This is a genomic window from Pseudomonas sp. SC11 (genome assembly GCF_047039205.1).
GTDB lineage: Bacteria > Pseudomonadota > Gammaproteobacteria > Pseudomonadales > Pseudomonadaceae > Aquipseudomonas > Aquipseudomonas boreofloridensis.
The window spans coordinates 1,589,799-1,610,237 of record NZ_CP178183.1; the positions used below are offsets into that span (position 1 = coordinate 1,589,799).

Below are 20,439 nucleotides of genomic sequence, written 5' to 3' on the forward strand. Positions count from 1 at the left end.
TATGCTATTTTGCATGCGCTGCGTATGTCAATGCTGGCACTGGGGATTGGCAACAGCGTCGCGGCACTAGGGCCTGTTCAAAAGCCCGCTGAACACTTGGCGCATTTGCTGATTGCCAGCATCCACCAAGTGATTGTCATCGAAATAAAGGGGCACGCCGTCCTTCGAGCCGAGGCATTCGCCGTCAGGGCACAGGTAAGGCACGGGGTCGAGGGCGATGACATTGCAGTGCGCCGTGGCTGTCTCGATAGCCTTGAGTGCCAGCCGATTACGCTCGAAGTAGTCCTCCAAGGACGCCGAGATATCCGTGCTGTCGCCAAAGATGCGCTTGTGCAGGTTCAGGCCCTTGAACACGTTGAACGGCATTTCTGGAACCGGTTTGAGCACATACACCGGGCGCTGTTTGGCCAGGCTGCAGACGGTATCGGTGTAGGCCTGGATGAACGATCGTTCGTACGCCGGCGCTTTCTGATGTGTGTTCCCAGCGAAGTACAGGCTGTAGCCGCTGGGGCGGCGTTGGTCCGAGTACAGCCCGGCGCGACTGAACAGAAAGAGCGGCACGCCTGGGTAAGCCTGTTCAAGTTGAGAGAACTTGTCGGCATTGAAGCGTTTGCATGGGTCTTCGACCTCTTTGTTGCCCATCTGGAAGTCGAGCAGGGTCGGACAGCCTGCACGCGCCCAGCCGAGCGCAGCACCTGGGTTTTCCAGCATCAATGCGGCAGCGGTGGACTGGGCATGACTGTCGCCGAGGATGATGGCGTTGATCGTTCCTTCGCCCAGCACGCACTCATCGGCGCCGAAGGCGTTGCTGTTGCAGTGCTGGGTGTAGAGCACGCTTTTATAGTGCGGTTGCTCTTCGTCTTGCACCCAGCGCAGAGCAGGCTGGTGTTTGATGACCGAGCCTGTGATCACCGCGATCGCGGTGACCAGCACGCCGATGCCTGCGTACCTCAGCAGCCCCAGTGCGGGACGGGTAAGTGTGCGGGTCCTGGCCTCGACGGCGTGATAGGACAGTGCGCCGAGCGCAAGCGTCAGCAGGATCGCACAACCGACGGCCGTCGTGCTGTCGAGCAGGCCGCAGGTGTAGAGCACTACCACCAGCGGCCAGTGCCACAGGTAAACGGAATAGGAAATCTTGCCGAGATACTGCAGAGGGGGCGTAACGGCGAAGGCGCTGTTGGCGTTGGCCTGGATAACCAATGCTGCGCCGATCACGGGCAATAGCGCCATGTAACCCGGCCACGCCATGTCTGCCGATAGCCCAATCATCGACCCGGCAATGACGAAGAGCCCTGCACTTTCGCAGACGCTTTTGCCGCGGGGCGAAAGGCTCAGTGGAAACAGGAACACCAGGCCGCCGGCGATCATTTCCCAGGCCCGCGTGGGCAGATAGAAGAATGAGGCCACGGGATGGCTGAAGCTGTAGACAGAAGACAGGGCTAGCGAACAGACGCCCAGCACCGCGACCAGCCACTTCAATGTGTGCATCGCGCAGCATTTGGCCAGCGCCATCAGAATCAGCGGGTAGAGCAGGTAGAACTGCCATTCCACCGATAATGACCAGGTATGCAGCAACCAGTTTTCATGCAAGGGCGCATCGAAGTAGCTGCCGTCCCGGGCGAAATAATGGTTTGAAGAGAACAGCAGACTTTCCTTGATGGTGCGCAGCAGTTCTCGATAGTCGTCGGTGGCGAGGAAAAAGTACCCGAGAAGGGTCAGCGTCAGACACAGCAGTGCCAGCGCGGGAATGATCCTTCGGGCTCTGGCCGCATAGAAGGCGATCAGGGAAAAGCGTTCGGCCTGCAATCCGCCGATGATCAAGCGGGTCATGAGGAAGCCGGAAATCACGAAGAACAGGTCGACGCCGATGAAGCCAGCGTGGAAACCGGGAATCTTGAAGTGATAAAGAACGACGAACACTACGGCAAGGGCGCGTAGCGAGCTGATGCTCTTGTAGAACGGCATGAGTGGGGAGTCCTGATCTGACCTGGGCCTTGAGGCCCCGCTTCCTTCGAGCTGACAGCCGATTTCACACCGGCGCGCGCGGCGCAGAGTAGCACATTGCCAAAGCCTGCCCGTGGAGGAAGGACGCTCGCTCGGCGCTACAGATCAGCGGCGCTGGCCGCCATTGAGCTCACCTCTGCTCAGGCTGTTCACGCTGTTGCCCAGTGCGTCCTGGGTGTGAAGGTCAGCGCCGTGCTCGGTCAGTGCCTGCAGCAGATCGTGGCGGTTGAACAAGGCGGCATACATGGCCGCGGTCTGGCCGGCGCCGTTGCGTTGGTCCGTGCTGCACGGCGCTTCGATCAGGCGCCGAGCGATGCGGACTTCGCCCTTGAAGATCGCGCCCATCAATGCCGTATTGCCGCGCGTATCCTGCTTGCACGGGTTGGCGCCGGCGTCGATCAGTTGCTCGACCGCCGCCAGGTGTCCATGGTAGGCGGCAAGAATCAGCGCGGTGTAGCCGGTGCTGTCCTGCACATCGAGGTCATAGTGCGCCTTGACGAACGCTTCGAGCATGGCCTGGTCGCCGCGCCGGGCAGCGTCCAGGAAATAGTCGCGCAGTTGATCCTGTACCGGCGGCTGATCGCCGGCCTGAGCGCACAGCGCGCACAGGGACAGGCACAGTGCAGTGGTCCATTTGAGCATGATGGGGCTCCTGCAAGCGGTGGAGGCCAGCCCGGCTAGTCGCCAGGGCTGGCGCCTGAGGTCAGTCCTTCAACTGCGCTGCCAGGTCGCGCACGCGCTGCACGTCAGCTTTGGCCACTTTGGCCAGGCCCGTGCCATAGTCGCTGTCGGCTTTGTAGAAGTAAGAAAGCATGATGTAGCGGCTTTGCTCATCGGTGATCGCCAAGGCCTCGCCGAGGCTCTGGATCAGGTCCTCGCGGTCTTTCTTGCTGTAGGAGCGGAACAATTCACCGGTCTGCTTGAAGTTCTGCTCGCGCTGGATCTTCGCCTGCTGGGTGCTACCGTTCAGGGGCGTCTGCACGGCGCGGGCGCTGGCTTGTTCGTCCCGGGGTTGCAGACGGCTGGGTTGGTAGTTGACGCCGCTCTGGGTGTGGCCGGCATTCATCGCACCGTCCTGGTTGACGGTATTGACGTCGCTACGCGGGCGGTTGACCGGCAGGCTCAGGCCGTTGGCGCCGATGCGGTACATCTGGGTATCGGCATAGGCGAACAGGCGCCCCTGCAGCAGACGGTCTTCGGAGGGCTCGATGCCAGGCACCAGGTTCGACGGCGCCATGGCCACCTGTTCGGTTTCCTGGAAGAAGTTTTCGACATTGCGGTTGAGCACCATCTGGCCCACCTTGCGCTCGGGCACGTCAGGCCAGATCTTGGTGGCGTCCAGCGGGTCGAAGTCGAACTTGGCCAGGTCCTCGGGCTTGAGCACCTGGATGTACAAGTCCCACTTGGGGTAGTTGCCCTTGCTGATCGCCGTCACCAGATCGTGGGTCATGTGGCTGTAGTCGCGGGCCTGGATTTCGGCCACCTGCCGTGGGTCGAGGTTCTTCTGGCCTTGCAGGCTCTTCCAGTGGAACTTCACGTAATGCACGTCGCCCTTGGCGTTGACCAGTTTATAGGCGTGCACGCTGTTGCCATCCATCTCACGGTAGCTGGCCGGCGTGCCCTCATTGGAGTACAGCAGGGTCAGCGTACGCGTGGCCTCTGGTACGTGGGAGAAGAAGTCGAAGCGACGCGAGTCGTCGTCCAGGTTGGTGCGAGGATCGGGCTTGAAGGCGTGGACCATGTCGGGAAACTTGATCGCATCGCGAATGAAGAAGGTCGGGAAGTTGTTGCCGACCAAGTCCCAGTTGCCGTCAGCGGTATAGAACTTGGTGGCGAAACCGCGTGGGTCGCGCAGCGTTTCCGGCGAGTGGTTGCCATGCACAACACTTGAGAAACGCACGAATACCGGGGTGTGTTCACCTTGACGGAAGACTTTCGCCAAGGTCAGGTCGCTGATGTCGGCGCTGGCTGTGAACTCGCCGTGGGCGCCAGTGCCGCGGGCGTGCACCACGCGTTCTGGAATGCGCTCGCGGTCGAAGCGTTGCAGTTTTTGCAACAGCTGTACGTCCTGCAGCAGCACCGGGCCATTGGCGCCAGCGGTTTGTGAGTTCTGGTTGTCACCGACCGGCGCGCCGTTATCGCGGGTCAGCGGGGTGGCCTGGGCAGCGCTGCAGAACAGGCTAGCGCAGAAACTGGCCGTCAACAGCAAGCGGCTGGCGGGGTAGGGGGACGTTACGGGCTTCATGGCTGGAACTCCTGATAGTCATCGTCGTTGTTGTGCAACGGCAACGATAAGCAGGCGCGGTCGCGAAACTAAATTAATTAAGCCAACTCTACCGATAGGGAATTTTTATGAGCTTAATTTTTGGGGTTCGGACTTCACCAGGATGGGTATACTTTTGATTTTTTGTAGCTTGACCCATGCCGATGGTCGTACGACGCTCGGCGCCAAGAGGCTGGAATTATAATGACTCAAGGATCTTCACCCGGTCACATCGCCTCACGCCCGCTGATATCGGTAATTGCGCCCTGTTACAACGCTGAACGTTTCCTTCATGCGGCGCTTGAAAGCATCTTCGCGCAGGACTATCCGAACTTCGAGGTCATCATCGTTGATGATGGTTCCTCAGATCAGAGCCTGGCAATGCTGCAGGCCCTGCAGTCAACCTACTCGTTCACGCTGCTGACCCAAGCCAACCAGGGGGTCAGCAGTGCGCTCAATACGGGGCTCAGGCATGCACGCGGGGTGTATGTGGCGACGCCTGATCTGGATGATTTGATGCTGCCCCAGTCCTTGAGTGTGCGTGCAGCCTACCTGGACGCGCACCCGGAAGTTGGCTGTGTTGCAGCGCTCATCAGCTACATGGATAGCGAAGGCCGTGATATCAAGGCGCAGCGCCGCAGTGCCATCAGAACCTATGATTTTGCCCAGATACTGTATGACGCAGTCGTCACAGGCGCGCCGACGTCGCTGTATCGCATGCAGGCGCTACGTGATGCGGGTTTCTACGACCCGTCGATCAAGGTTCAGGACTTTCAGATGACGCTGCGTATTGCCGCGCAGGGCTACCAGGTTCATGAGTTGCCGGTGTGCGTTACACGCTATCGGCGCCATCCTGGCAACCTGTCGCGCAAGTACCGAGTGATGCTCGAGGCTGACTTGCAGGCCATTGCGCCTTACAAGGAACGTCCCGGCTACGACCATGCACGTACGGTGCTGGTACACAAAGCGTTGAAATATGCAGTGGTCGACGATAAGCCCTATGCATGGAGCCTTCTGCGCAGCATCCCTCTACGTCACTACAACAAGACCACATTCAGACGCATCAAGCGCCTTATTTTCCATCGTTGATGCCGATCTAGGAGCACCTGGCATGAAGTTTTTCACACTCCTGGCTCACCGTCGGGAGCGCAAGCGGCTTCGCGCAATGGATAAACTCGAGCGCGCTGCCGAGAAAATTCGCCTTCGCTATCCACGCAGCACCGTGGGCGTAGGGAGCTATGGCATACCTGAGGTCGCCGATTTCGGGGATGACGCGGTATTGCGTATCGGCAACTACACCTCTATCGCTGCGGGCGTTCAGATTCTGCTAGGCGGCGAGCACCGTACCGATTGGCTGACCACTTACCCGTTCCCAGCCATGATCGACGGCCTGGAAGACATCAAGGACTACGCACCCAGTAAAGGTGATGTGGTTATCGGTAGCGATTGCTGGATCTGTACCAATGCCGTGATCCTCTCCGGAGTGACGATAGGCCACGGCGCGATCGTCGCGGCAGGTGCGTTAGTGTCGCGGGACGTACCGCCTTATGCGGTCGTCGGTGGCAATCCCTGCAAGTTCATTCGATGGCGTTTCGATGAGCCGGTGCGTGAGGCCTTGCTCGACGCGGCCTGGTGGAACTGGCCAGTAGAAGAAGTGAAGGAGGTCGCCCGCATGCTCAGCAGTGCCGACCTCGACGACTTCCTAGGCTATGTCAGCAGGCGAGAGGTGCGCTGAGCCTTCCTGGGCGATGGGTGTCGACGGGTCGGCGACAGGCAACTGCAGCAAAAACTCACGAACGCGTGATCGCCTGAACCGCCGACAGTGCTACCCTTCGTACCCGGCGCAAGCGCTGCGTCCCCTCAGCCATATGGACAGCAAACGGTTCTATTCATGAAGAAATCAGTAGGCATTCTCTCCGGCCTGGCCGTCGCCATCGCCGTCGTCACCACCGCCGGCGCCTGGTATACCGGCAAGCAACTGCCCGCCGAGCTGGAGCAATCCATCACGCGCGGCAACGCGGAGTTGCAGAAAGCCCTGGTAGGCACCGGTGGGACCATGACCATCGAGTTGGTCTCGCTGGACCAGCACTTATTCACCAGTGACGCCCAATATCGTCTGAAGGCCAATGATCTGCGCCTGAACGATGGTGAGCCGGTGAGTTTCGAGGTGGGCGTCAACGACCACATCGAGCATGGCCCTTTCCCTTGGTCGCGGGTCAAAGTGCTCAAGCTGTTGCCGGTGATGGCGGTCAGCAATAGCCAACTGCAGAAGGACGACACCACAGCGTCCTGGTTCGCCGCCGCAGGCGACAAATCGCCCGTCGTCGGTCATGTCGCCCTGGGTTACGGCGGTGGTGTGCAGAGCGATATCCAGCTGGCACCGGTCAAACTCGATGAAGGCGACGGTAATGTCCTGGACTTCGGTGGCATGCAACTGCTGCTCAAGGGCGACAAGGAAGGCAAGGACCTCGAGATCCATGGCGAGTCCCAGCGCCTCGACATGATCCTGGTGGGTGATGACCATCCGCCGGTGAAGGTGCAGATGAGTGGCTTCAAAATGGGCGGCGAGCTCAGCAAGTCGGGTCACGACATGCTCTATCTTGGCCATCTCGACCTGTATCTGGCCAATCTGCAGGCCACTCTCGGGCCCAAGCAAGAGGTCCTGGTAGTCAAAGGGCTGGAGCAGAACAGCTTGTCCACTGCCGAGGGTAAGGATCGGGTAGGCGGGCGCGTGGAGTACAAGGTGTCCGATATCACTTATGCCGGTCGCCAGGTGGGCAGTGGCCAGATGGTCATGAGCATGAAGTCGGTGAATATGGCAGCGGCGCAGGCACTGCTCGAGTGGTACCAAAGCAAGCTGCCCGAACTGCAGGCAGCCTCTGCTCAGGGCGAAGGGCAAATAGCGCCGCAGATGACCCCCGAAGAAGAGGCCAAGGTGAAGGCCGATCTGCAGAAGCTGCTGGCCGACAAGCCCCAGTTCGCGCTGGAGGAACTGTCGTTCAAGACCGCCAATGGTCAGAGTCGCTTCAATCTGAGCCTGGACTTCGCTAATCCCACCTCCTTCGACCTGCCGCCTGATCAACTGATCAAGCAACTGGTCTCGCGCCTGCAGAGCAAGTTGACGGTGTCGAAGGCGATGGTCAGCGACCTCACCACCCTACAGGCGCTGCTCGACGGTCAGACCGACGCCCAGGCGATCGCCATGCAGTCCAGCCAGGCCGGCGAGATGCTTGGCGTAATGGCGTTGCAGAGCGGCATGGCCACTGTCGAGGGCAATGACGTGGTGTCGAGCCTGAACTACGCCGACGGCATGGTCGACTTCAACGGCAAGAAGATGCCGGTCGAGGAATTCGTCATGATGATGAGCGCGCAACTGGCAGTACTGTCGCCTCAAGGCTGATCGCTCAGGCGTCGTCTGGCGAGTCGCCTGTCCCCTACGGTGCAATGCCGCAGGGGGTGGGCGATTCAGCTGTCTGAAAAAGCGCTTTTGCATTGCCCCGATTGCCTGTAGCCTTCGCCGTCCGAATAACAATCCGTGCCCGCAGGTGGGCCGCGATGACCCGCCATCTGGGGTCTGCGGCACCTTTAGCCGATCTGCCAGGGCCGGGTGATACACTCGATCGACGCGCATGCAGGTCCAGCGATCATGACCCAGATTTCCGAACGTCTCCTGGTTCAAGCCCATCTTGACGCCAAGCAGCCCCATCCGCTAACGCCCGAGCAAGAGGCCGATTACCGTGCGGCCATCGCTGCCGAACTCAAGGCGCAGAACGCAGTGCTGGTCGCCCATTTCTATTGCGATCCCGTGATTCAGGCGCTGGCCGAAGAAACCGGTGGTTGCGTTTCCGACTCCCTTGAAATGGCCCGCTTCGGCAACAACCATCCGGCCGACACCGTGGTGGTGGCTGGGGTACGTTTCATGGGCGAGACGGCGAAAATCCTCACCCCGGAAAAGCGCATCCTGATGCCCACCCTCGAGGCGACCTGCTCGCTGGACCTGGGTTGCCCCGTGGAAGAGTTCTCGGCGTTCTGCGATCAGCATCCCGAGCGTACCGTGGTGGTCTACGCCAACACCTCGGCGGCGGTGAAAGCGCGTGCGGACTGGGTGGTGACGTCCAGTTGCGCCCTGGAAATCGTCGAGAGCCTGATGGACAACGGCGAGACGCTGATCTGGGGGCCGGACCAGCACCTGGGGCGCTACATCCAGAAGCAGACGGGCGCCGACATGCTGCTGTGGGACGGTGCCTGCATCGTCCACGAAGAGTTCAAGTCGCGGCAACTGGCCGACATGAAAGCGCTGTATCCGGACGCAGCGGTGCTGGTGCACCCGGAGTCGCCAGAGTCGGTGATCGAGCTGGCCGATGCGGTGGGCTCCACCAGCCAGTTGATCAAGGCTGCGCAGACCTTGCCCAATACCACCTTCATCGTCGCCACCGATCGCGGCATCTTCTACAAGATGCAGCAGTTGTGTCCGGACAAGGTCTTCATCGAAGCGCCGACCGCGGGTAACGGCGCAGCCTGCCGCAGTTGCGCGCACTGTCCGTGGATGGCGATGAACACCCTGGAGCGCACGCTGGACTGCCTGCGTCAGGGCAGCAACGAAATCTTCGTGGAGCCGGCGCTGATTCCCCGGGCTATCAAGCCGCTCAAGCGCATGCTGGACTTTACCCAGGCGGCGCGGATGAAGCTTTCCGGCAACGCCTGAGCAGACGTGCAAAGGGCCGCTGAGCGGCCTTTTTCGTTGATCAGCGCATCATCTCCTTGACCATGCGCTGCTGCTCCATGATCTCCCGCTGCCGCTGGTCGATCTGCGAGGCCAGTGGGAAGTTGGTGCCCGCCCGGCGCTTGGCGAAGTCCAGTTGCTGAATCGCCTGGTCGAAATCTCCGACCAAGGTGAAGTATTCGGCCCGGGCCCGGTGCAGGCCAATGGTATTGCCCGACAGGCCACGTACCTCGGCCACGTCGTACCAGACGTCCGGATCGTCCGGACGATTCTTCACCAGATCGTCCAGCACCTTTTCCGCTTCGGCCGGTTTGTTCTGCTTGACCAGCAGGTCGGCGCGTACCTGTTTGAGCGGGTAGTTCCCCGGATACAGGCCCTGCATGCGTTCGGCGCGCTGCTGGGCGTCGGCCAGGCGGTTGTTGGTGATGTCCAGGTCGATCTGCGCCAGGTTGTAGGTAATGTCGTTGGGTGCCTTGGCCAGCAGCGGCTTGAGGTTCTCGCGCGCTTCGTTGAGCTGACCGCCCTTGATTTGCGCCAGCGCCAGGCCATAGCGGGCGGCATCGAGGTTGGGGTTTTCATCGAGCTGGGCGCGGAAACGCTTGGCTGCAAGCCCTGGGGTGCCTTCGTAGGTCAGGGCGACGCGGGCGCGAATCAGTTGATAGCGCATGCTGTCTTCGACGCCGCCCTTGGGCGCCTGTTCGGCGCGGTTGCGGGTGTCGGCGATGCGCGATTCGGTGACCGGGTGGGTCAGCAGGAATTCCGGGGGCTTGGCATCGTAGCGGTATTGCCGGGCCAGGCGCTCGAACATGCTCGGCATGTTGCGTGGGTCGTAACCGGCCTTTTCCAGGTTGAGGATGCCGATGCGGTCGGCTTCTTGCTCGTTCTGCCGGGAGAAGCGTCGTTGTTCCTGCATGGCGGCCGCCTGGGTGCCGGCGATCACGCCGATGCCGGCATCGCCGCCACCGCCTGCGGCCAGCACGATACCGGCCAGGAGCGCGGCCATCATCGGCAACTGCATGCGCTGCTGGGCCTCCACGCCGCGGGCGAAGTGGCGTTGCGACAGGTGCGCCAATTCATGGGCCAGCACCGAGGCATACTCGCCCTCGGTCTGGGCGTTGAGGAACAAGCCGCCGTTGACTCCGACGATGCCGCCGGGCGCGGCGAAGGCGTTGAGCTCGCGGCTGTCGATGAGGATGAATTCCAGGCGGCGGTCCTGCAACTGGCTGGTTTCGGCCAGCTTGTACACGCTGGTCTCGACGTAGTCCTTGAGTTGTGGATCGTTGAGCTGATTGACCTGGCCACGCAGCAGACTCAACCAAGCGCGACCGAGCTGGTGTTCCTGCTGCGGCGAAACGATGGCGGAGCTGGCATCACCCAGCGACGGCAGGTCGTCGGCGTGGCCAGGAAGGGCCATCAGGCAGGCCAGCGTCAGCAGGGTGGGGCGCAGTAGGTTCATGCACGAAGCTCGCGTCGATCAAAGCGCTTACTGTAGCCCGCTCGCACCGCGCAGACCAGTGCAGGTATCCTAGCGGCCCTGCCTGCCGTCACACCCTGGAGCCCGCGCGATGACCGATACCCCGACCTGCGACGCCGAACTCGATGCCTGTGGGCTGAACTGCCCGCTGCCGCTGCTCAAGGCCAAGATGGCGCTCAATCGACTGGACAGTGGCGCAGTGCTCAAGGTGGTGGCGACCGACGCCGGTTCGCAGCGCGATTTCCGCACCTTTGCCCAGCTCTCCGGTCATAGCTTGCTGGCCGAGGCTGCCGAGTCCGGTGTCTACACCTATTGGCTGCGCAAGGCCTGAGTCTTTTTCTGCAAGGATCGTCAATGTTCAAGGTGCTTCGCGACTGGATGCAGCGCTACTTCTCCGATGAGGAAGCGGTGGTGTTGGCGGTCTTGCTGTTTCTCGCTTTCACGGTGGTCCTCACCCTCGGCGGCATGCTCGCGCCTGTGCTGGCGGGCATGGTGTTGGCGTTCCTGATGCAGGGGCTGGTCAACGCCCTGGAGCGCTTCAGGGTGCCCACGCGTGCTGCGGTGTGGCTGGTGTTTGCGCTGTTCCTCGGGGCGCTGGCGGTGGTTCTGCTGGTACTGGTGCCGTTGCTGTGGCATCAGTTGATCACCTTGTTCAACGAACTGCCGGGCATGCTCGGCAAATGGCAGTCATTGTTGCTGCTGCTGCCCGAGCGCTACCCGCATCTGGTCTCTGACGAGCAGGTGCTGCGGGCCATCGAGTCGGTGCGTGGCGAAATCGGCAAGTTCGGTCAGTGGGCGTTGACCTTCTCGTTGTCGAGCCTGCCGCTGTTGGTCAATGCCATGATCTACCTGGTGCTGGTGCCGATCCTGGTGTTCTTCTTCCTCAAGGACCGCGAGCTGATCGCTCGCTGGGTCAGCGGCTACCTGCCCCGCGAGCGGCGATTGCTGACCCGGGTGGGTGATGAGATGAACCGGCAGATCGCCAACTACATCCGTGGCAAGGGCATCGAGATCCTGATCTGCGGCAGCGCCACCTACATCGCCTTCATTACCTTGGGGCTCAACTATGCCGCGCTGTTGGCGTTGTTGGTGGGGTTGTCGGTGGTGGTGCCCTATGTGGGGGCGGTGGTGGTGACCGTGCCGGTCACGCTGATCGCACTGTTCCAGTGGGGCTGGGGCGATCAGTTCATCTACCTGATGGCGGTTTACGCGATCATCCAGGCGCTGGACGGCAACGTGCTGGTGCCGCTGCTGTTTTCCGAAGCGGTGAGCCTGCATCCGGTAGCGATCATCTGCGCGGTACTGCTGTTTGGCGGGCTATGGGGTTTCTGGGGGATCTTCTTCGCCATTCCGCTGGCGACCCTGTTCAAGGCGGTACTCGACGCCTGGCCGCGGCAGGAGCCTACGGTGGCGCCGATGCTCTAGGGTCGGGGCGGCCGGGTGACGGGCTCACCCACCACCCGTGCGGGCTGCTCTTACGCCTCGCTCAGCGCCTGGGCGGCGGCCAGCACCGCATCCACATGCCCGGGCACCTTGACCCCGCGCCATTCCTGCCGCAGCACGCCGTGCTGGTCGATCAGGAAGGTGCTGCGATCGACGCCCAGGTATTCCTTGCCGTAGAGCTTCTTCAGTTTGATCACGTCGAAGAGCTGGCACAGCGTTTCGTCCTTGTCACTGATCAGCTCGAAGGTGAAGCCCTGCTTGGCCTTGAAGTTCTCGTGCGATTTGATGCCATCGCGCGAGACGCCGAAGATCACCGTGTTGGCGGCCTCGAATGCCGGCTGCTGGTCGCGGAAACCCTGGCCTTCGGTCGTGCAGCCCGGCGTGCTGTCCTTGGGGTAGAAATACAGCACCACCTGTTTGCCTTGAAGTTCGGACAACGTGACGGTGCGACCGCCTGTGGCCTGGGCCTGGAAGTCGGTGACGGGTTGATCGAGGGCTACGGCCATGGGCATGACTCCTTAGACAGGGTTCTGTGGGCGCCAGGGTTCGATCAGCGCATCCAGGTTCAAGGCGTCGGCAAAGTCCAGGAACTGGTCGCGCAGCCAGCTGATCTGCGTGCCGGCTGGCAGGATCACGGTGAACTGGGCATTGAGCATGCTGCTGCCCGTCTGCGGCGCCAGGTAGGTGTCGCAGGTCATGGCGTCGAGTTCGACGCGGTGATCGAGGAAGAACTGGCACAGTTCGTTGACGATGTCCGGGCGGTAGGCGGCGCTGACGTAGGCGACGTAGGGCAGGGCTTGAGGGCGGACCTCCTGCTCGGCGCTGCGCACCACATCGAGGGTCAGGCCATGCTTCTTGCCCAGACCTGGCAAGGTGGTTTCAAGGCGAGCCAGGGCATCCCAGCTGCCGCCGACCTGCAGCACCAGGGCGCTGGTTTCGCCGTGGCGCGACAGGCGCGAGGTGACCACCGCGCAACGGTTTTCAAAAGCCGCGCGGCTGAGGACATTGGCAAGCTCCATGGGATTGGGGCCCAGGGCACTGATGACGAGGAACTGTTCGCGGGGAGCGGTGGACATGCAGCATTCCTAAAGCGATGAGCGGTCGGCGCAGGACGACGGCAAGCCTGCTCGTGGCCGGTGTGGGTAGCGCTCGAGAACGCTGAAGCACCGACTGAAGGCACCGTCGACAGCCCGGCGGGCTGCACTGCGCCGATCAAAGGGTCAAGGGTAGCGAAAAGCGGCGCCGAGGGGAATGCTCCGCCCGCCAGCTTCGCTTGTGCAAGGTCGATGGCGCCAGTACCATTACCGCTCTCTTTTTCCGGCAGGAGCAGGTTCATGATCGCGGGCAGTATGGTGGCACTCGTCACACCCATGGATGCACAAGGGCGTCTGGATTGGGAAAGCCTCGATAAACTGGTCGACTTCCACCTGGAAAAAGGCACTCACGCGATCGTTGCCGTCGGCACCACCGGCGAATCCGCCACCCTCGACGTCGAAGAACACATCCTGGTCATCAAGCACGTGGTCGAGCGCGTCAAGCGCAGCCCGCGCCGCATCCCGGTGATCGCCGGCACCGGCGCCAACTCGACGGCCGAGGCCGTGCACCTCACGCAGAATGCCAAAAGCGCCGGAGCCGATGCCTGCCTGCTGGTCGTGCCGTACTACAACAAGCCGACCCAGGAAGGCCTGTACCAGCACTTCAAGCACATCGCCGAAGCCGTCGACATCCCGCAGATTCTGTACAACGTGCCCGGCCGCACCTCCTGCGACATGCAGGCCGAGACCGTGATCCGCCTGTCGAGCGTCAAGAACATCATCGGCATCAAGGAAGCCACGGGCGACCTGGCCCGTGCCAAGGCGATCATCGAAGGCGTCGACAAAGAGTTCCTGGTTCTGTCCGGCGATGATCCGACCGCTGCCGAACTGATCCTGCTGGGCGGCAAGGGCAATATTTCCGTCACCGCCAACGTCGCTCCGCGCGAAATGGCCGATCTGTGCGAGGCCGCCCTTGCGGGCAATGCCGAGAAGGCCCGCGAGATCAACGATCGACTCATGCCGCTGCACAAGAACCTGTTCTGCGAAGCCAACCCGATCCCGGTGAAATGGGCGATGGTTGAAATGGGTTTGATGCACAAAGGTATTCGCCTGCCGCTCACCTGGCTGAGCCAGGGTTGTCACGAACAAGTCCGTACTGCCTTGCGCCAGTCCGGCGTACTGGTTTAATCGAGGAAGTACACCGCATGAAGCGACTGGCTGGTCTTTCCGCTCTCGCCCTGATCATCTCCAGCACCAGTGGGTGCGGCTGGCTCTGGGGCGAAGATGGCTATTTCCGCGACCGCGGCAGCGATTACCTGCAGGCGCACTCCACTGCGCCCATGCAGCTGCCGCCGGACGCCACGCATGTCAAACGCATGGATCCGCTGCTGCCGATCCCGCGCAACGTGGCCGACGACACCGCCACCGGCGAGTTCGAGGTGCCTCGTCCGCAGCCGCTGTCGGCCAGCGCCGACGTCAGCGAGTTCACCCTGCAGCGCAGTGGCGCCAATCGTTGGGTGCTGGCTCAACGCTCGCCCGCCGAGGTCTGGCCGGTTACCCGCCAGTATTTCGAGGACAACGGCTTCCGCATTGCCGAAGAGCGCCCGCAGACTGGCGAATTCAACACCACCTGGCAGCGTTTCGATGAGCTGTCCGCCTCGCTCGGCCAGCGTCTGGCCAGCACCTCCAGCAGCCCGAACAGCGAAGTACGTGTACGGGTGCGCATGGAGCCGGGTGTGCAGCGCAACACCTCGGAAGTCTACGTAGTCAGCGTCGAGCGTCCGGCCGGCAGCAGTGCCGAGCCCGATTTCCCGAGCACGTCGAGCAACACGGGCGTCGATGCGCTGCTGGTCGACGAACTGCTGGCCAGCATGAACCGCAGCGCCGAGAAGGGTGGTTCGGTGTCGTTGCTCGCCGAGCGCGACTTCGACGTGCCTAGCCAGGTCAGCCTGACCGAAGACGGCAGTGGCAACCCAGTGCTGTTCCTCGGTTCCGACCTGGACCGCGCCTGGTCGGGCGTAGGTCGTGCGCTGGAGCAGGGCGAGTGGCGCGTCGAGGACATCAACCGCAGCCTGGGCCTGTACTACATCAACCTGTCCGAGAAACCCGAAGACAAGAACGATCAGCCCGGCTTCTTCAGTCGCCTGTTCGGCAGTGCGCCGAGCAAGGAAGAACGTGAAGCTCGCGCCGAGCGTTATCAGGTCCGCCTGAGCAAGGTGGGTGAGAACGTTCAGGTCACCGTCGAGAAGAACATCAACACCGTGGCACCGGCCGATGTGGCCCGTCGCGTGCTGAGCGCCATCCAGGACCGACTGGGCTAAGTGCGCTTCGCGGTACTGGGAAGCGGCAGCCAGGGAAATGGCACGCTGATCGCCAGCGACGACACGTTCGTCCTGGTCGACTGCGGCTTCTCCCTGCGCGAAACCGAGCGGCGCCTGGCGCTGCTCGGGGTGTCGGCCGCACAGCTGAGCGCTGTGCTGGTGACCCACGAACATGCCGACCACGTGCATGGCGTTGGGTTGCTGGCGCGGCGCTACAATGTACCGGTGTACCTCAGCCAAGGCACGTTGCGCGGCATGCGCAAGCCGGTGGAGGTCGCCGGTTTTCTCGGTTGTGGCGATGTGCTGGAGGTCGGCAGCCTGCAGGTCAGCGCGGCGCGGGTCGAGCATGACGCGCAGGAGCCACTGCAGTACGTGGTCAGCGACGGCCGCCGCCGTTTCGGCATGCTCACCGACCTGGGAAGCTACGACACGCGCCTGTTGCAACGCTATGAAGGCCTCGACGCCTTGCTGATCGAAGCCAACCACTGCCGTGATCTGCTGGCGCGCGGGCACTATCCGTACTTTCTCAAGCAGCGGGTCGGCGGCAATCAGGGCCATCTGAACAACCATCAGGCCGCCAACCTGGTGGCCGAGCTGGGCTGGCGACACCTGCAGCATCTGGTGTTGGCCCACCTGAGCAGCAAGAACAACCTGCCACAACTGGCGCGTCAGTGCTTCGTCGACACCTTGGGGTGCGATCCGGACTGGCTCCAGGTGGCGAATCAGGAACACGGGCTCGACTGGCGCGAAATCGCCTAGCCCAACCATTCAAGCAAGCGGAGCCCATCATGGAAAAACGCGACGAACTTTACCGCGGCAAGGCCAAATCGGTGTACAAGACCGACGACGCCGACCGCCTGATCCTGCTGTTCCGTAACGATACCTCGGCGTTCGACGGCAAGCGCATCGAGCAGCTCGATCGTAAAGGCATGGTCAACAACAAGTTCAACGCCTTCATCATGCAGAAGCTCGAAGAAGCGGGCGTGCCGACCCAGTTCGACAAGCTGCTGGGCGACAACGAGTGCCTGGTCAAGAAGCTGGACATGATCCCGGTCGAGTGTGTGGTGCGCAACTATGCTGCCGGCAGCCTGGTCAAGCGCCTGGGCGTGGAGGAGGGCATCAAGCTCGAGCCTTCCACCTTCGAGCTGTTCCTGAAGAACGATGAGAAGGGCGATCCCTTCATCAACGAATCTCACGTGGTGGCATTCGGCTGGGGCACCGCCGAGCAACTGGTGGAGATGAAGAAGCTGTCGCTGAAGGTCAACGACGTGCTGAGCAAGCTGTTCGACGACGCTGGCCTGCTGTTGGTCGACTTCAAGCTGGAATTCGGCGTCTTCCACGGCCAGATCGTACTGGGCGACGAGTTCAGCCCTGATGGCTGCCGTCTGTGGGACAAGGAAACCCGCAAGAAGATGGACAAGGACCGCTTCCGCCAGGGTCTGGGTGATGTCATTGAGGCGTACGAAGAAGTCGCCAAGCGTCTGGGCGTGCCGTTGTAATCGGCGCCTTCACGCAAGCGCCTGATACCACGCGAATTTTTTCAAAAAAAGTTTGCCAGAAACGAAAACGCTGGTATGATGCGCGCCACTGGAGAGATGCCGGAGTGGTCGAACGGGACGGATTCGAAATCCGTTGTACTGGCAACAGTACCTAGGGTTCAAATCCCTATCTCTCCGCCATACACATAAAGCTCAAAACCCCTGATTTCAGCTATGAAGTCAGGGGTTTTGTGTTTTTGGGCTTGTAAGCGCCTCGTCGATGGTAACGGCTACGATCCACGCAGTGCATGACCCTCCCTGCTGGCGGCCTCCACCGCTCAGAAAGAGACCTCAACTGAAACGAATGTCCAACGAGCGCAGGTAGGTTTGCAGGCCGGCGTCCTGAATCGGGATCAGGTAGGCATCCTGATCCTTGGATTCGTTGTAGTGGGCGTGCCAATAGCCCGGCGGGGTGACGAAGGCCAGGCCCGGCTGCCACTGCACGCGGGTCGGGTTGACGATCTGGCCACTGTCGTCCAGCGCGGTGCCGACCAGGGTGTAGCAGCCTTCGGGGCAGTCGATGATGAAGTCCAGTGCCACCGACTGATGCCGGTGGGGCTTTTGCACGGCGCCGGCCGGAACGATACCGTACATGGCCCAGAGTACGTGGGTGACGGTGCGCGTCTGCGGGAAATGCTTGTTGCCCAGCAGAATGCTGACCCGGCTGCGATCGGCGGCGCGGGGGTCGTTGGCGGCCTCTTGAAGCTTGGCGTTGGCCACCTCGGCCGGGTAGAGCGTCGGTGCGAAGCGCTCGCTGCACGCTTTGACGCCGAGGTAGCGCAGTAGCGGCTCGTCGTGAACGTAGTACAGGCGCGCATCCTGGCTCGCTGTAAGCACCGTGTTGCGCAGGCCTGGCATGGTCATGAAGCTGCCGCGATTCCACTCGAATGACGCTTCGCCATAGGTGAAGCTGCCGGCGCCGTCGATCACATAGAGCACCTGCGACGTGGCGTTGGGCTTGAGGGTGAGGCTGTCGCCGGCATTGAGGCGGATGAAGTTGGCGCTCAGACCTGGGCTGGTCGCCGGGCCTTCGGTGCCCAAGCGATCGCTCAGGTCCAGGGCAACGATACGGCTGGCACCGTCGCTGTAGAGCGAGCTGGGAAAAGTCTGGAAAGGTATCTGGGAAATCAGCTTGGCGGCGATGGGGTTGGCGGCCTTGCTGTATTCGAAGTATTCGGCATCCTCTACGGGAGCTTGCGACGGCGACAAGCGATGGATCGAGCTCATGGGCCTCTCCTCACGGTACTAGGGTGGCGGTTGGTTTGAGTAGCGTAGAACAGATGCTCGCAAACCTGCGTTGGACGGGCTGAACGGCATGCCCGGAGTGCCTGATAACCGGCGCAAACCGTTGATTTAGCTTGGGGTATCGGGTTGCCCGATTGTGCCGCCCGTCCGCCAGGTATAGACTTTGCACACTTTCACCAAAGGTCCCCTTTGGTCCTCGCGACCGCCAGCCAGCATGAAACCGATCCAGTTGCCCCTGGGTGTGCGCCTGCGCGATGACGCCACCTTCATCAACTATTATCCGGGCGCCAATGCCGCAGCATTGGGCTATGTCGAGCGGCTGTGCGAAGCGGACGCCGGCTGGACCGAGAGTCTCATCTATTTGTGGGGCAAGCAGGGGGCAGGGCGCACGCACCTTTTGCAGGCTGCCACTCACCGCTTCCAGCAACTCGGCGAGCCGGCGGTGTACCTGCCGCTGGCGCAATTGCTCGAGCGTGGCGTGGAGTTGCTCGATCACCTGGAACAGTACGAGTTGGTGTGCATCGACGACCTGCATGTGATCGCCGGCAAGGCCGATTGGGAAGAGGCGATGTTCCACCTGTTCAATCGCCTGCGCGACAGCGGCAGGCGCCTGTTGCTGGCGGCCTCCAGTTCGCCGCGCGAGCTGCCGATCAAACTGCCCGATCTCAAATCGAGACTCACCTTGGCGCTGGTGTTCCAGATGCGCGCCTTGTCCGACGAAGACAAGCTGCGCGCTTTGCAATTGCGTGCCTCGCGCCGCGGTCTGCACCTGACCGACGAAGTCGGACACTTCATTCTGACCCGTGGCACGCGCAGCATGAGTGCGTTGTTCGATCTGCTCGAACGTCTCGATCAGGCCTCCTTGCAGGCCCAGCGCAAGCTGACCATCCCCTTCCTTAAAGAGACGCTTGGCTGGTAGTTCTGGAGGTCGCCGACGCCTTAGAACACAGAAGTCACATATTCTTCGATAAAATTTGCAAATGATTCCGATAGAAGGCATAGTTTCCCCCTTCCAACGGATCCCAGACACGGTCGTGCCCATGCTGAAGCGCTTCGCACCCCTCGTGCCCCTCGCACTCGTGACCCTGCTTTTTGGCTGCGCGGCCCAAGGGCCAGTTTCCCAGCCCCAGGATCGCCCCTCGGTGACCGCGCAGAGCGCGGCCAAAGCCAAGGCTTCGCACTCGTCGGTGTTCGACGAGGAAGACCTGGCCACCGAAGAAGACCTCCAGGCCTTTTCCCGCAATAGCAAACCCTACGAGCTCCCGGTGCTGGCTGACAGCATTCTCGAGCGTGGCATGGCGCTGATCGGCACCCGCTATCGCTTCGGTGGCACTTCGGAGCAGTCCGGTTTCGACTGCAGCGGCTTCATCGGCTACCTGTTCCGCGAAGAGGCGGGCATGAACCTGCCGCGCTCCACCCGCGAGATGATCAACGTTGACGCCCCCAAAGTGGCGCGCAACAAGCTCAAGCCAGGCGACCTGCTGTTCTTCAGCACCAATGGCCGTGGCCGTGTCAGCCACGCCGGCATCTACCTGGGCGACAACCAGTTCATCCACTCCAGCAGCCGCCGCAGCGGTGGCGTGCGCATCGACAGCCTCGGTGATCGCTACTGGAGCAAGACCTTCCTCGAAGCCAAGCGCGCCTTGGCCATGGCACCGACCACCACGTTGTCACGAAACTAATAGCACTTTGCTGTACTCTCAACACGGCGACTGGCTGAAAAGCGAGTCGCCGTGCGCATTTACGAATAGCGTCTAATCTAAATTCTCAACTCTTTCATCGGCTGCGGCCGATCGGTTTCAGACAGGTTCTGACCCATGGCGATCATGACGCGCTTCGCATTTCTCTCGATGGTGGCTCTGCTCGCCGCCTGTTCCAGCCGTGCTCCCACTCCGCCACCCGCCGTCAAGCCGCCGGTGGTCTTCGTCGATCAACCGTCCTCTTCGCCTGTGGCCGACGATGTGCTGATCCGTGCCATCGGCCTGGTGGGCACACCCTACCGCTGGGGCGGCAATACCCCGGACTCGGGCTTCGATTGCAGTGGTCTGATCGGCTATGTGTATCGCGATGCGGCAAACATCAGCCTGCCGCGTTCGACCCGCGAGATGATCGTCATGCGCGCGCCGACGGTGAACATCAACGCGCTGCAGTCGGGAGATCTGGTGTTCTTCGCCACCGCGGGCGGTTCCCGGGTGAGCCATGCCGGCATCTATGTGGGCGAGGGGCGGTTCGTGCATGCGCCGTCCAGCGGTGGCACCGTGCGCCTGGACTACCTGTCCAACAGCTACTGGTCCAGGGCCTACCTGCAGGCCAAACGAGTGCTCAATCCCTCGGGCCATCTGGCACAGAATCCCTAGCGGGCGGACGTGGGGCCGCTGACCGGCCCCTAATGCT

General features: G+C 61.8%; 20 protein-coding genes and 1 tRNA gene. 14 read left to right on the top strand and 7 right to left on the bottom strand.

Annotation, left to right across the window (positions count from 1 at the left end; translation table 11 throughout):
• Positions 1 to 66: 66 nt before the first annotated feature.
• The 3 genes from ACK2SD_RS07405 to katB form a co-directional block, all read right to left on the bottom strand.
• Positions 67 to 1,965: an acyltransferase family protein gene (locus ACK2SD_RS07405; RefSeq protein ID WP_412461779.1), complete on the bottom strand. Its 1,899-nt coding sequence runs from the start codon at positions 1,963 to 1,965 to the stop codon at positions 67 to 69.
• 144 nt (positions 1,966 to 2,109) lie between these two features.
• Positions 2,110 to 2,646 (bottom strand): ankyrin repeat domain-containing protein, encoded by a 537-nt coding sequence (locus tag ACK2SD_RS07410; RefSeq protein ID WP_412461780.1) that lies wholly within the window; start codon positions 2,644 to 2,646, stop codon positions 2,110 to 2,112.
• 61 nt (positions 2,647 to 2,707) lie between these two features.
• Positions 2,708 to 4,249, bottom strand: a complete 1,542-nt coding sequence (gene katB, locus ACK2SD_RS07415) for a catalase KatB (RefSeq protein ID WP_412461781.1) — start codon at positions 4,247 to 4,249, stop codon at positions 2,708 to 2,710.
• Positions 4,250 to 4,468: 219 nt separating this feature from the next.
• Here katB and ACK2SD_RS07420 point away from each other — a divergent pair, with 219 nt between their 5' ends.
• The 4 genes from ACK2SD_RS07420 (at position 4,469) to nadA (ending at position 8,972) form a co-directional block, all read left to right on the top strand.
• A complete protein-coding gene (locus tag ACK2SD_RS07420) occupies positions 4,469 to 5,356 on the top strand; it encodes a glycosyltransferase family 2 protein (RefSeq protein ID WP_412462284.1) in 888 nt (295 codons plus the stop codon).
• A gap of 22 nt (positions 5,357 to 5,378) precedes the next feature.
• Positions 5,379 to 6,002 (top strand): CatB-related O-acetyltransferase, encoded by a 624-nt coding sequence (locus ACK2SD_RS07425; protein ID WP_342650799.1) that lies wholly within the window; start codon positions 5,379 to 5,381, stop codon positions 6,000 to 6,002.
• Between the two features lie 156 nt (positions 6,003 to 6,158).
• Positions 6,159 to 7,667 carry a YdgA family protein gene (locus ACK2SD_RS07430; RefSeq protein WP_412461782.1) on the top strand — a complete coding sequence of 503 codons (1,509 nt, stop codon included), beginning with the start codon at positions 6,159 to 6,161 and terminating at the stop codon, positions 7,665 to 7,667.
• Between the two features lie 246 nt (positions 7,668 to 7,913).
• Positions 7,914 to 8,972 carry a quinolinate synthase NadA gene (gene nadA / locus ACK2SD_RS07435; protein WP_029611882.1) on the top strand — a complete coding sequence of 353 codons (1,059 nt, stop codon included), beginning with the start codon at positions 7,914 to 7,916 and terminating at the stop codon, positions 8,970 to 8,972.
• 40 nt (positions 8,973 to 9,012) lie between these two features.
• On the opposite strand, the gene ACK2SD_RS07440 is transcribed toward nadA, so the two are convergent.
• Positions 9,013 to 10,446, bottom strand: coding sequence for a M48 family metalloprotease (locus ACK2SD_RS07440; RefSeq protein ID WP_295485898.1), 1,434 nt, complete (start codon positions 10,444 to 10,446; stop codon positions 9,013 to 9,015).
• A 109-nt stretch (positions 10,447 to 10,555) separates the two neighbouring features.
• Here ACK2SD_RS07440 and ACK2SD_RS07445 point away from each other — a divergent pair, with 109 nt between their 5' ends.
• Entirely contained in the window at positions 10,556 to 10,795 is a 240-nt protein-coding gene (locus tag ACK2SD_RS07445; protein WP_029611879.1) for a sulfurtransferase TusA family protein, read from the top strand.
• 23 nt (positions 10,796 to 10,818) lie between these two features.
• A complete protein-coding gene (locus ACK2SD_RS07450) occupies positions 10,819 to 11,889 on the top strand; it encodes an AI-2E family transporter (RefSeq protein ID WP_039579457.1) in 1,071 nt (356 codons plus the stop codon).
• Between the two features lie 50 nt (positions 11,890 to 11,939).
• Here ACK2SD_RS07450 and ACK2SD_RS07455 read toward each other — a convergent pair whose 3' ends face one another.
• Positions 11,940 to 12,413 (bottom strand): peroxiredoxin, encoded by a 474-nt coding sequence (locus tag ACK2SD_RS07455; RefSeq protein ID WP_412461783.1) that lies wholly within the window; start codon positions 12,411 to 12,413, stop codon positions 11,940 to 11,942.
• Positions 12,414 to 12,425: 12 nt separating this feature from the next.
• A complete protein-coding gene (locus tag ACK2SD_RS07460) occupies positions 12,426 to 12,983 on the bottom strand; it encodes a glycine cleavage system protein R (protein ID WP_029611876.1) in 558 nt (185 codons plus the stop codon).
• Positions 12,984 to 13,241: 258 nt separating this feature from the next.
• Between ACK2SD_RS07460 and dapA the strand changes: the two genes are divergently transcribed.
• The 5 genes from dapA (at position 13,242) to ACK2SD_RS07485 (ending at position 16,941) form a co-directional block, all read left to right on the top strand.
• Entirely contained in the window at positions 13,242 to 14,129 is an 888-nt protein-coding gene (gene dapA / locus ACK2SD_RS07465) for a 4-hydroxy-tetrahydrodipicolinate synthase (RefSeq protein ID WP_039579451.1), read from the top strand.
• Positions 14,130 to 14,146: 17 nt separating this feature from the next.
• Entirely contained in the window at positions 14,147 to 15,262 is a 1,116-nt protein-coding gene (bamC, locus tag ACK2SD_RS07470) for an outer membrane protein assembly factor BamC (protein WP_029611874.1), read from the top strand.
• Complete coding sequence (locus ACK2SD_RS07475) at positions 15,263 to 16,021, top strand: MBL fold metallo-hydrolase (RefSeq protein ID WP_029611873.1); 759 nt, start codon at positions 15,263 to 15,265, stop codon at positions 16,019 to 16,021.
• 29 nt (positions 16,022 to 16,050) lie between these two features.
• Positions 16,051 to 16,761: a phosphoribosylaminoimidazolesuccinocarboxamide synthase gene (gene purC, locus ACK2SD_RS07480; protein WP_039579444.1), complete on the top strand. Its 711-nt coding sequence runs from the start codon at positions 16,051 to 16,053 to the stop codon at positions 16,759 to 16,761.
• Positions 16,762 to 16,851: 90 nt separating this feature from the next.
• Positions 16,852 to 16,941: transfer RNA gene (locus ACK2SD_RS07485), tRNA-Ser, on the top strand.
• Positions 16,942 to 17,091: 150 nt separating this feature from the next.
• Here the strand turns inward: ACK2SD_RS07485 and ACK2SD_RS07490 are convergent.
• A complete protein-coding gene (locus ACK2SD_RS07490; RefSeq protein ID WP_317871063.1) occupies positions 17,092 to 18,027 on the bottom strand; it encodes a cupin in 936 nt (311 codons plus the stop codon).
• Positions 18,028 to 18,259: 232 nt separating this feature from the next.
• Between ACK2SD_RS07490 and hda the strand changes: the two genes are divergently transcribed.
• From hda to ACK2SD_RS07505, 3 genes are all read left to right on the top strand, one after another.
• Positions 18,260 to 18,964, top strand: coding sequence for a DnaA regulatory inactivator Hda (gene hda / locus ACK2SD_RS07495; protein ID WP_029611863.1), 705 nt, complete (start codon positions 18,260 to 18,262; stop codon positions 18,962 to 18,964).
• Between the two features lie 121 nt (positions 18,965 to 19,085).
• A complete protein-coding gene (locus ACK2SD_RS07500) occupies positions 19,086 to 19,727 on the top strand; it encodes a C40 family peptidase (protein WP_039579442.1) in 642 nt (213 codons plus the stop codon).
• A gap of 135 nt (positions 19,728 to 19,862) precedes the next feature.
• Entirely contained in the window at positions 19,863 to 20,402 is a 540-nt protein-coding gene (locus ACK2SD_RS07505) for a C40 family peptidase (protein ID WP_304483537.1), read from the top strand.
• Positions 20,403 to 20,439 lie beyond the last annotated feature (37 nt).

Excerpts from the sequence above, each read along its gene's own strand:
- ACK2SD_RS07410 (WP_412461780.1), bottom strand. The coding sequence starts at position 2,646 with ATGCTCAAATGGACCACTGCACTGTGCCTGTCCCTGTGCGCGCTGTGC.
- bamC (WP_029611874.1), top strand. The coding sequence starts at position 14,147 with ATGAAGCGACTGGCTGGTCTTTCCGCTCTCGCCCTGATCATCTCCAGC.
- ACK2SD_RS07455 (WP_412461783.1), bottom strand. The coding sequence starts at position 12,413 with ATGGCCGTAGCCCTCGATCAACCCGTCACCGACTTCCAGGCCCAGGCC.
- nadA (WP_029611882.1), top strand. The coding sequence starts at position 7,914 with ATGACCCAGATTTCCGAACGTCTCCTGGTTCAAGCCCATCTTGACGCC.
- ACK2SD_RS07430 (WP_412461782.1), top strand. The coding sequence starts at position 6,159 with ATGAAGAAATCAGTAGGCATTCTCTCCGGCCTGGCCGTCGCCATCGCC.
- ACK2SD_RS07440 (WP_295485898.1), bottom strand. The coding sequence starts at position 10,446 with ATGAACCTACTGCGCCCCACCCTGCTGACGCTGGCCTGCCTGATGGCC.
- ACK2SD_RS07505 (WP_304483537.1), top strand. The coding sequence starts at position 19,863 with ATGGCGATCATGACGCGCTTCGCATTTCTCTCGATGGTGGCTCTGCTC.
- purC (WP_039579444.1), top strand. The coding sequence starts at position 16,051 with ATGGAAAAACGCGACGAACTTTACCGCGGCAAGGCCAAATCGGTGTAC.
- ACK2SD_RS07425 (WP_342650799.1), top strand. The coding sequence starts at position 5,379 with ATGAAGTTTTTCACACTCCTGGCTCACCGTCGGGAGCGCAAGCGGCTT.
- katB (WP_412461781.1), bottom strand. The coding sequence starts at position 4,249 with ATGAAGCCCGTAACGTCCCCCTACCCCGCCAGCCGCTTGCTGTTGACG.
- ACK2SD_RS07445 (WP_029611879.1), top strand. The coding sequence starts at position 10,556 with ATGACCGATACCCCGACCTGCGACGCCGAACTCGATGCCTGTGGGCTG.
- hda (WP_029611863.1), top strand. The coding sequence starts at position 18,260 with ATGAAACCGATCCAGTTGCCCCTGGGTGTGCGCCTGCGCGATGACGCC.
- ACK2SD_RS07490 (WP_317871063.1), bottom strand. The coding sequence starts at position 18,027 with ATGAGCTCGATCCATCGCTTGTCGCCGTCGCAAGCTCCCGTAGAGGAT.
- ACK2SD_RS07405 (WP_412461779.1), bottom strand. The coding sequence starts at position 1,965 with ATGCCGTTCTACAAGAGCATCAGCTCGCTACGCGCCCTTGCCGTAGTG.
- ACK2SD_RS07500 (WP_039579442.1), top strand. The coding sequence starts at position 19,086 with ATGCTGAAGCGCTTCGCACCCCTCGTGCCCCTCGCACTCGTGACCCTG.
- ACK2SD_RS07460 (WP_029611876.1), bottom strand. The coding sequence starts at position 12,983 with ATGTCCACCGCTCCCCGCGAACAGTTCCTCGTCATCAGTGCCCTGGGC.
- dapA (WP_039579451.1), top strand. The coding sequence starts at position 13,242 with ATGATCGCGGGCAGTATGGTGGCACTCGTCACACCCATGGATGCACAA.
- ACK2SD_RS07450 (WP_039579457.1), top strand. The coding sequence starts at position 10,819 with ATGTTCAAGGTGCTTCGCGACTGGATGCAGCGCTACTTCTCCGATGAG.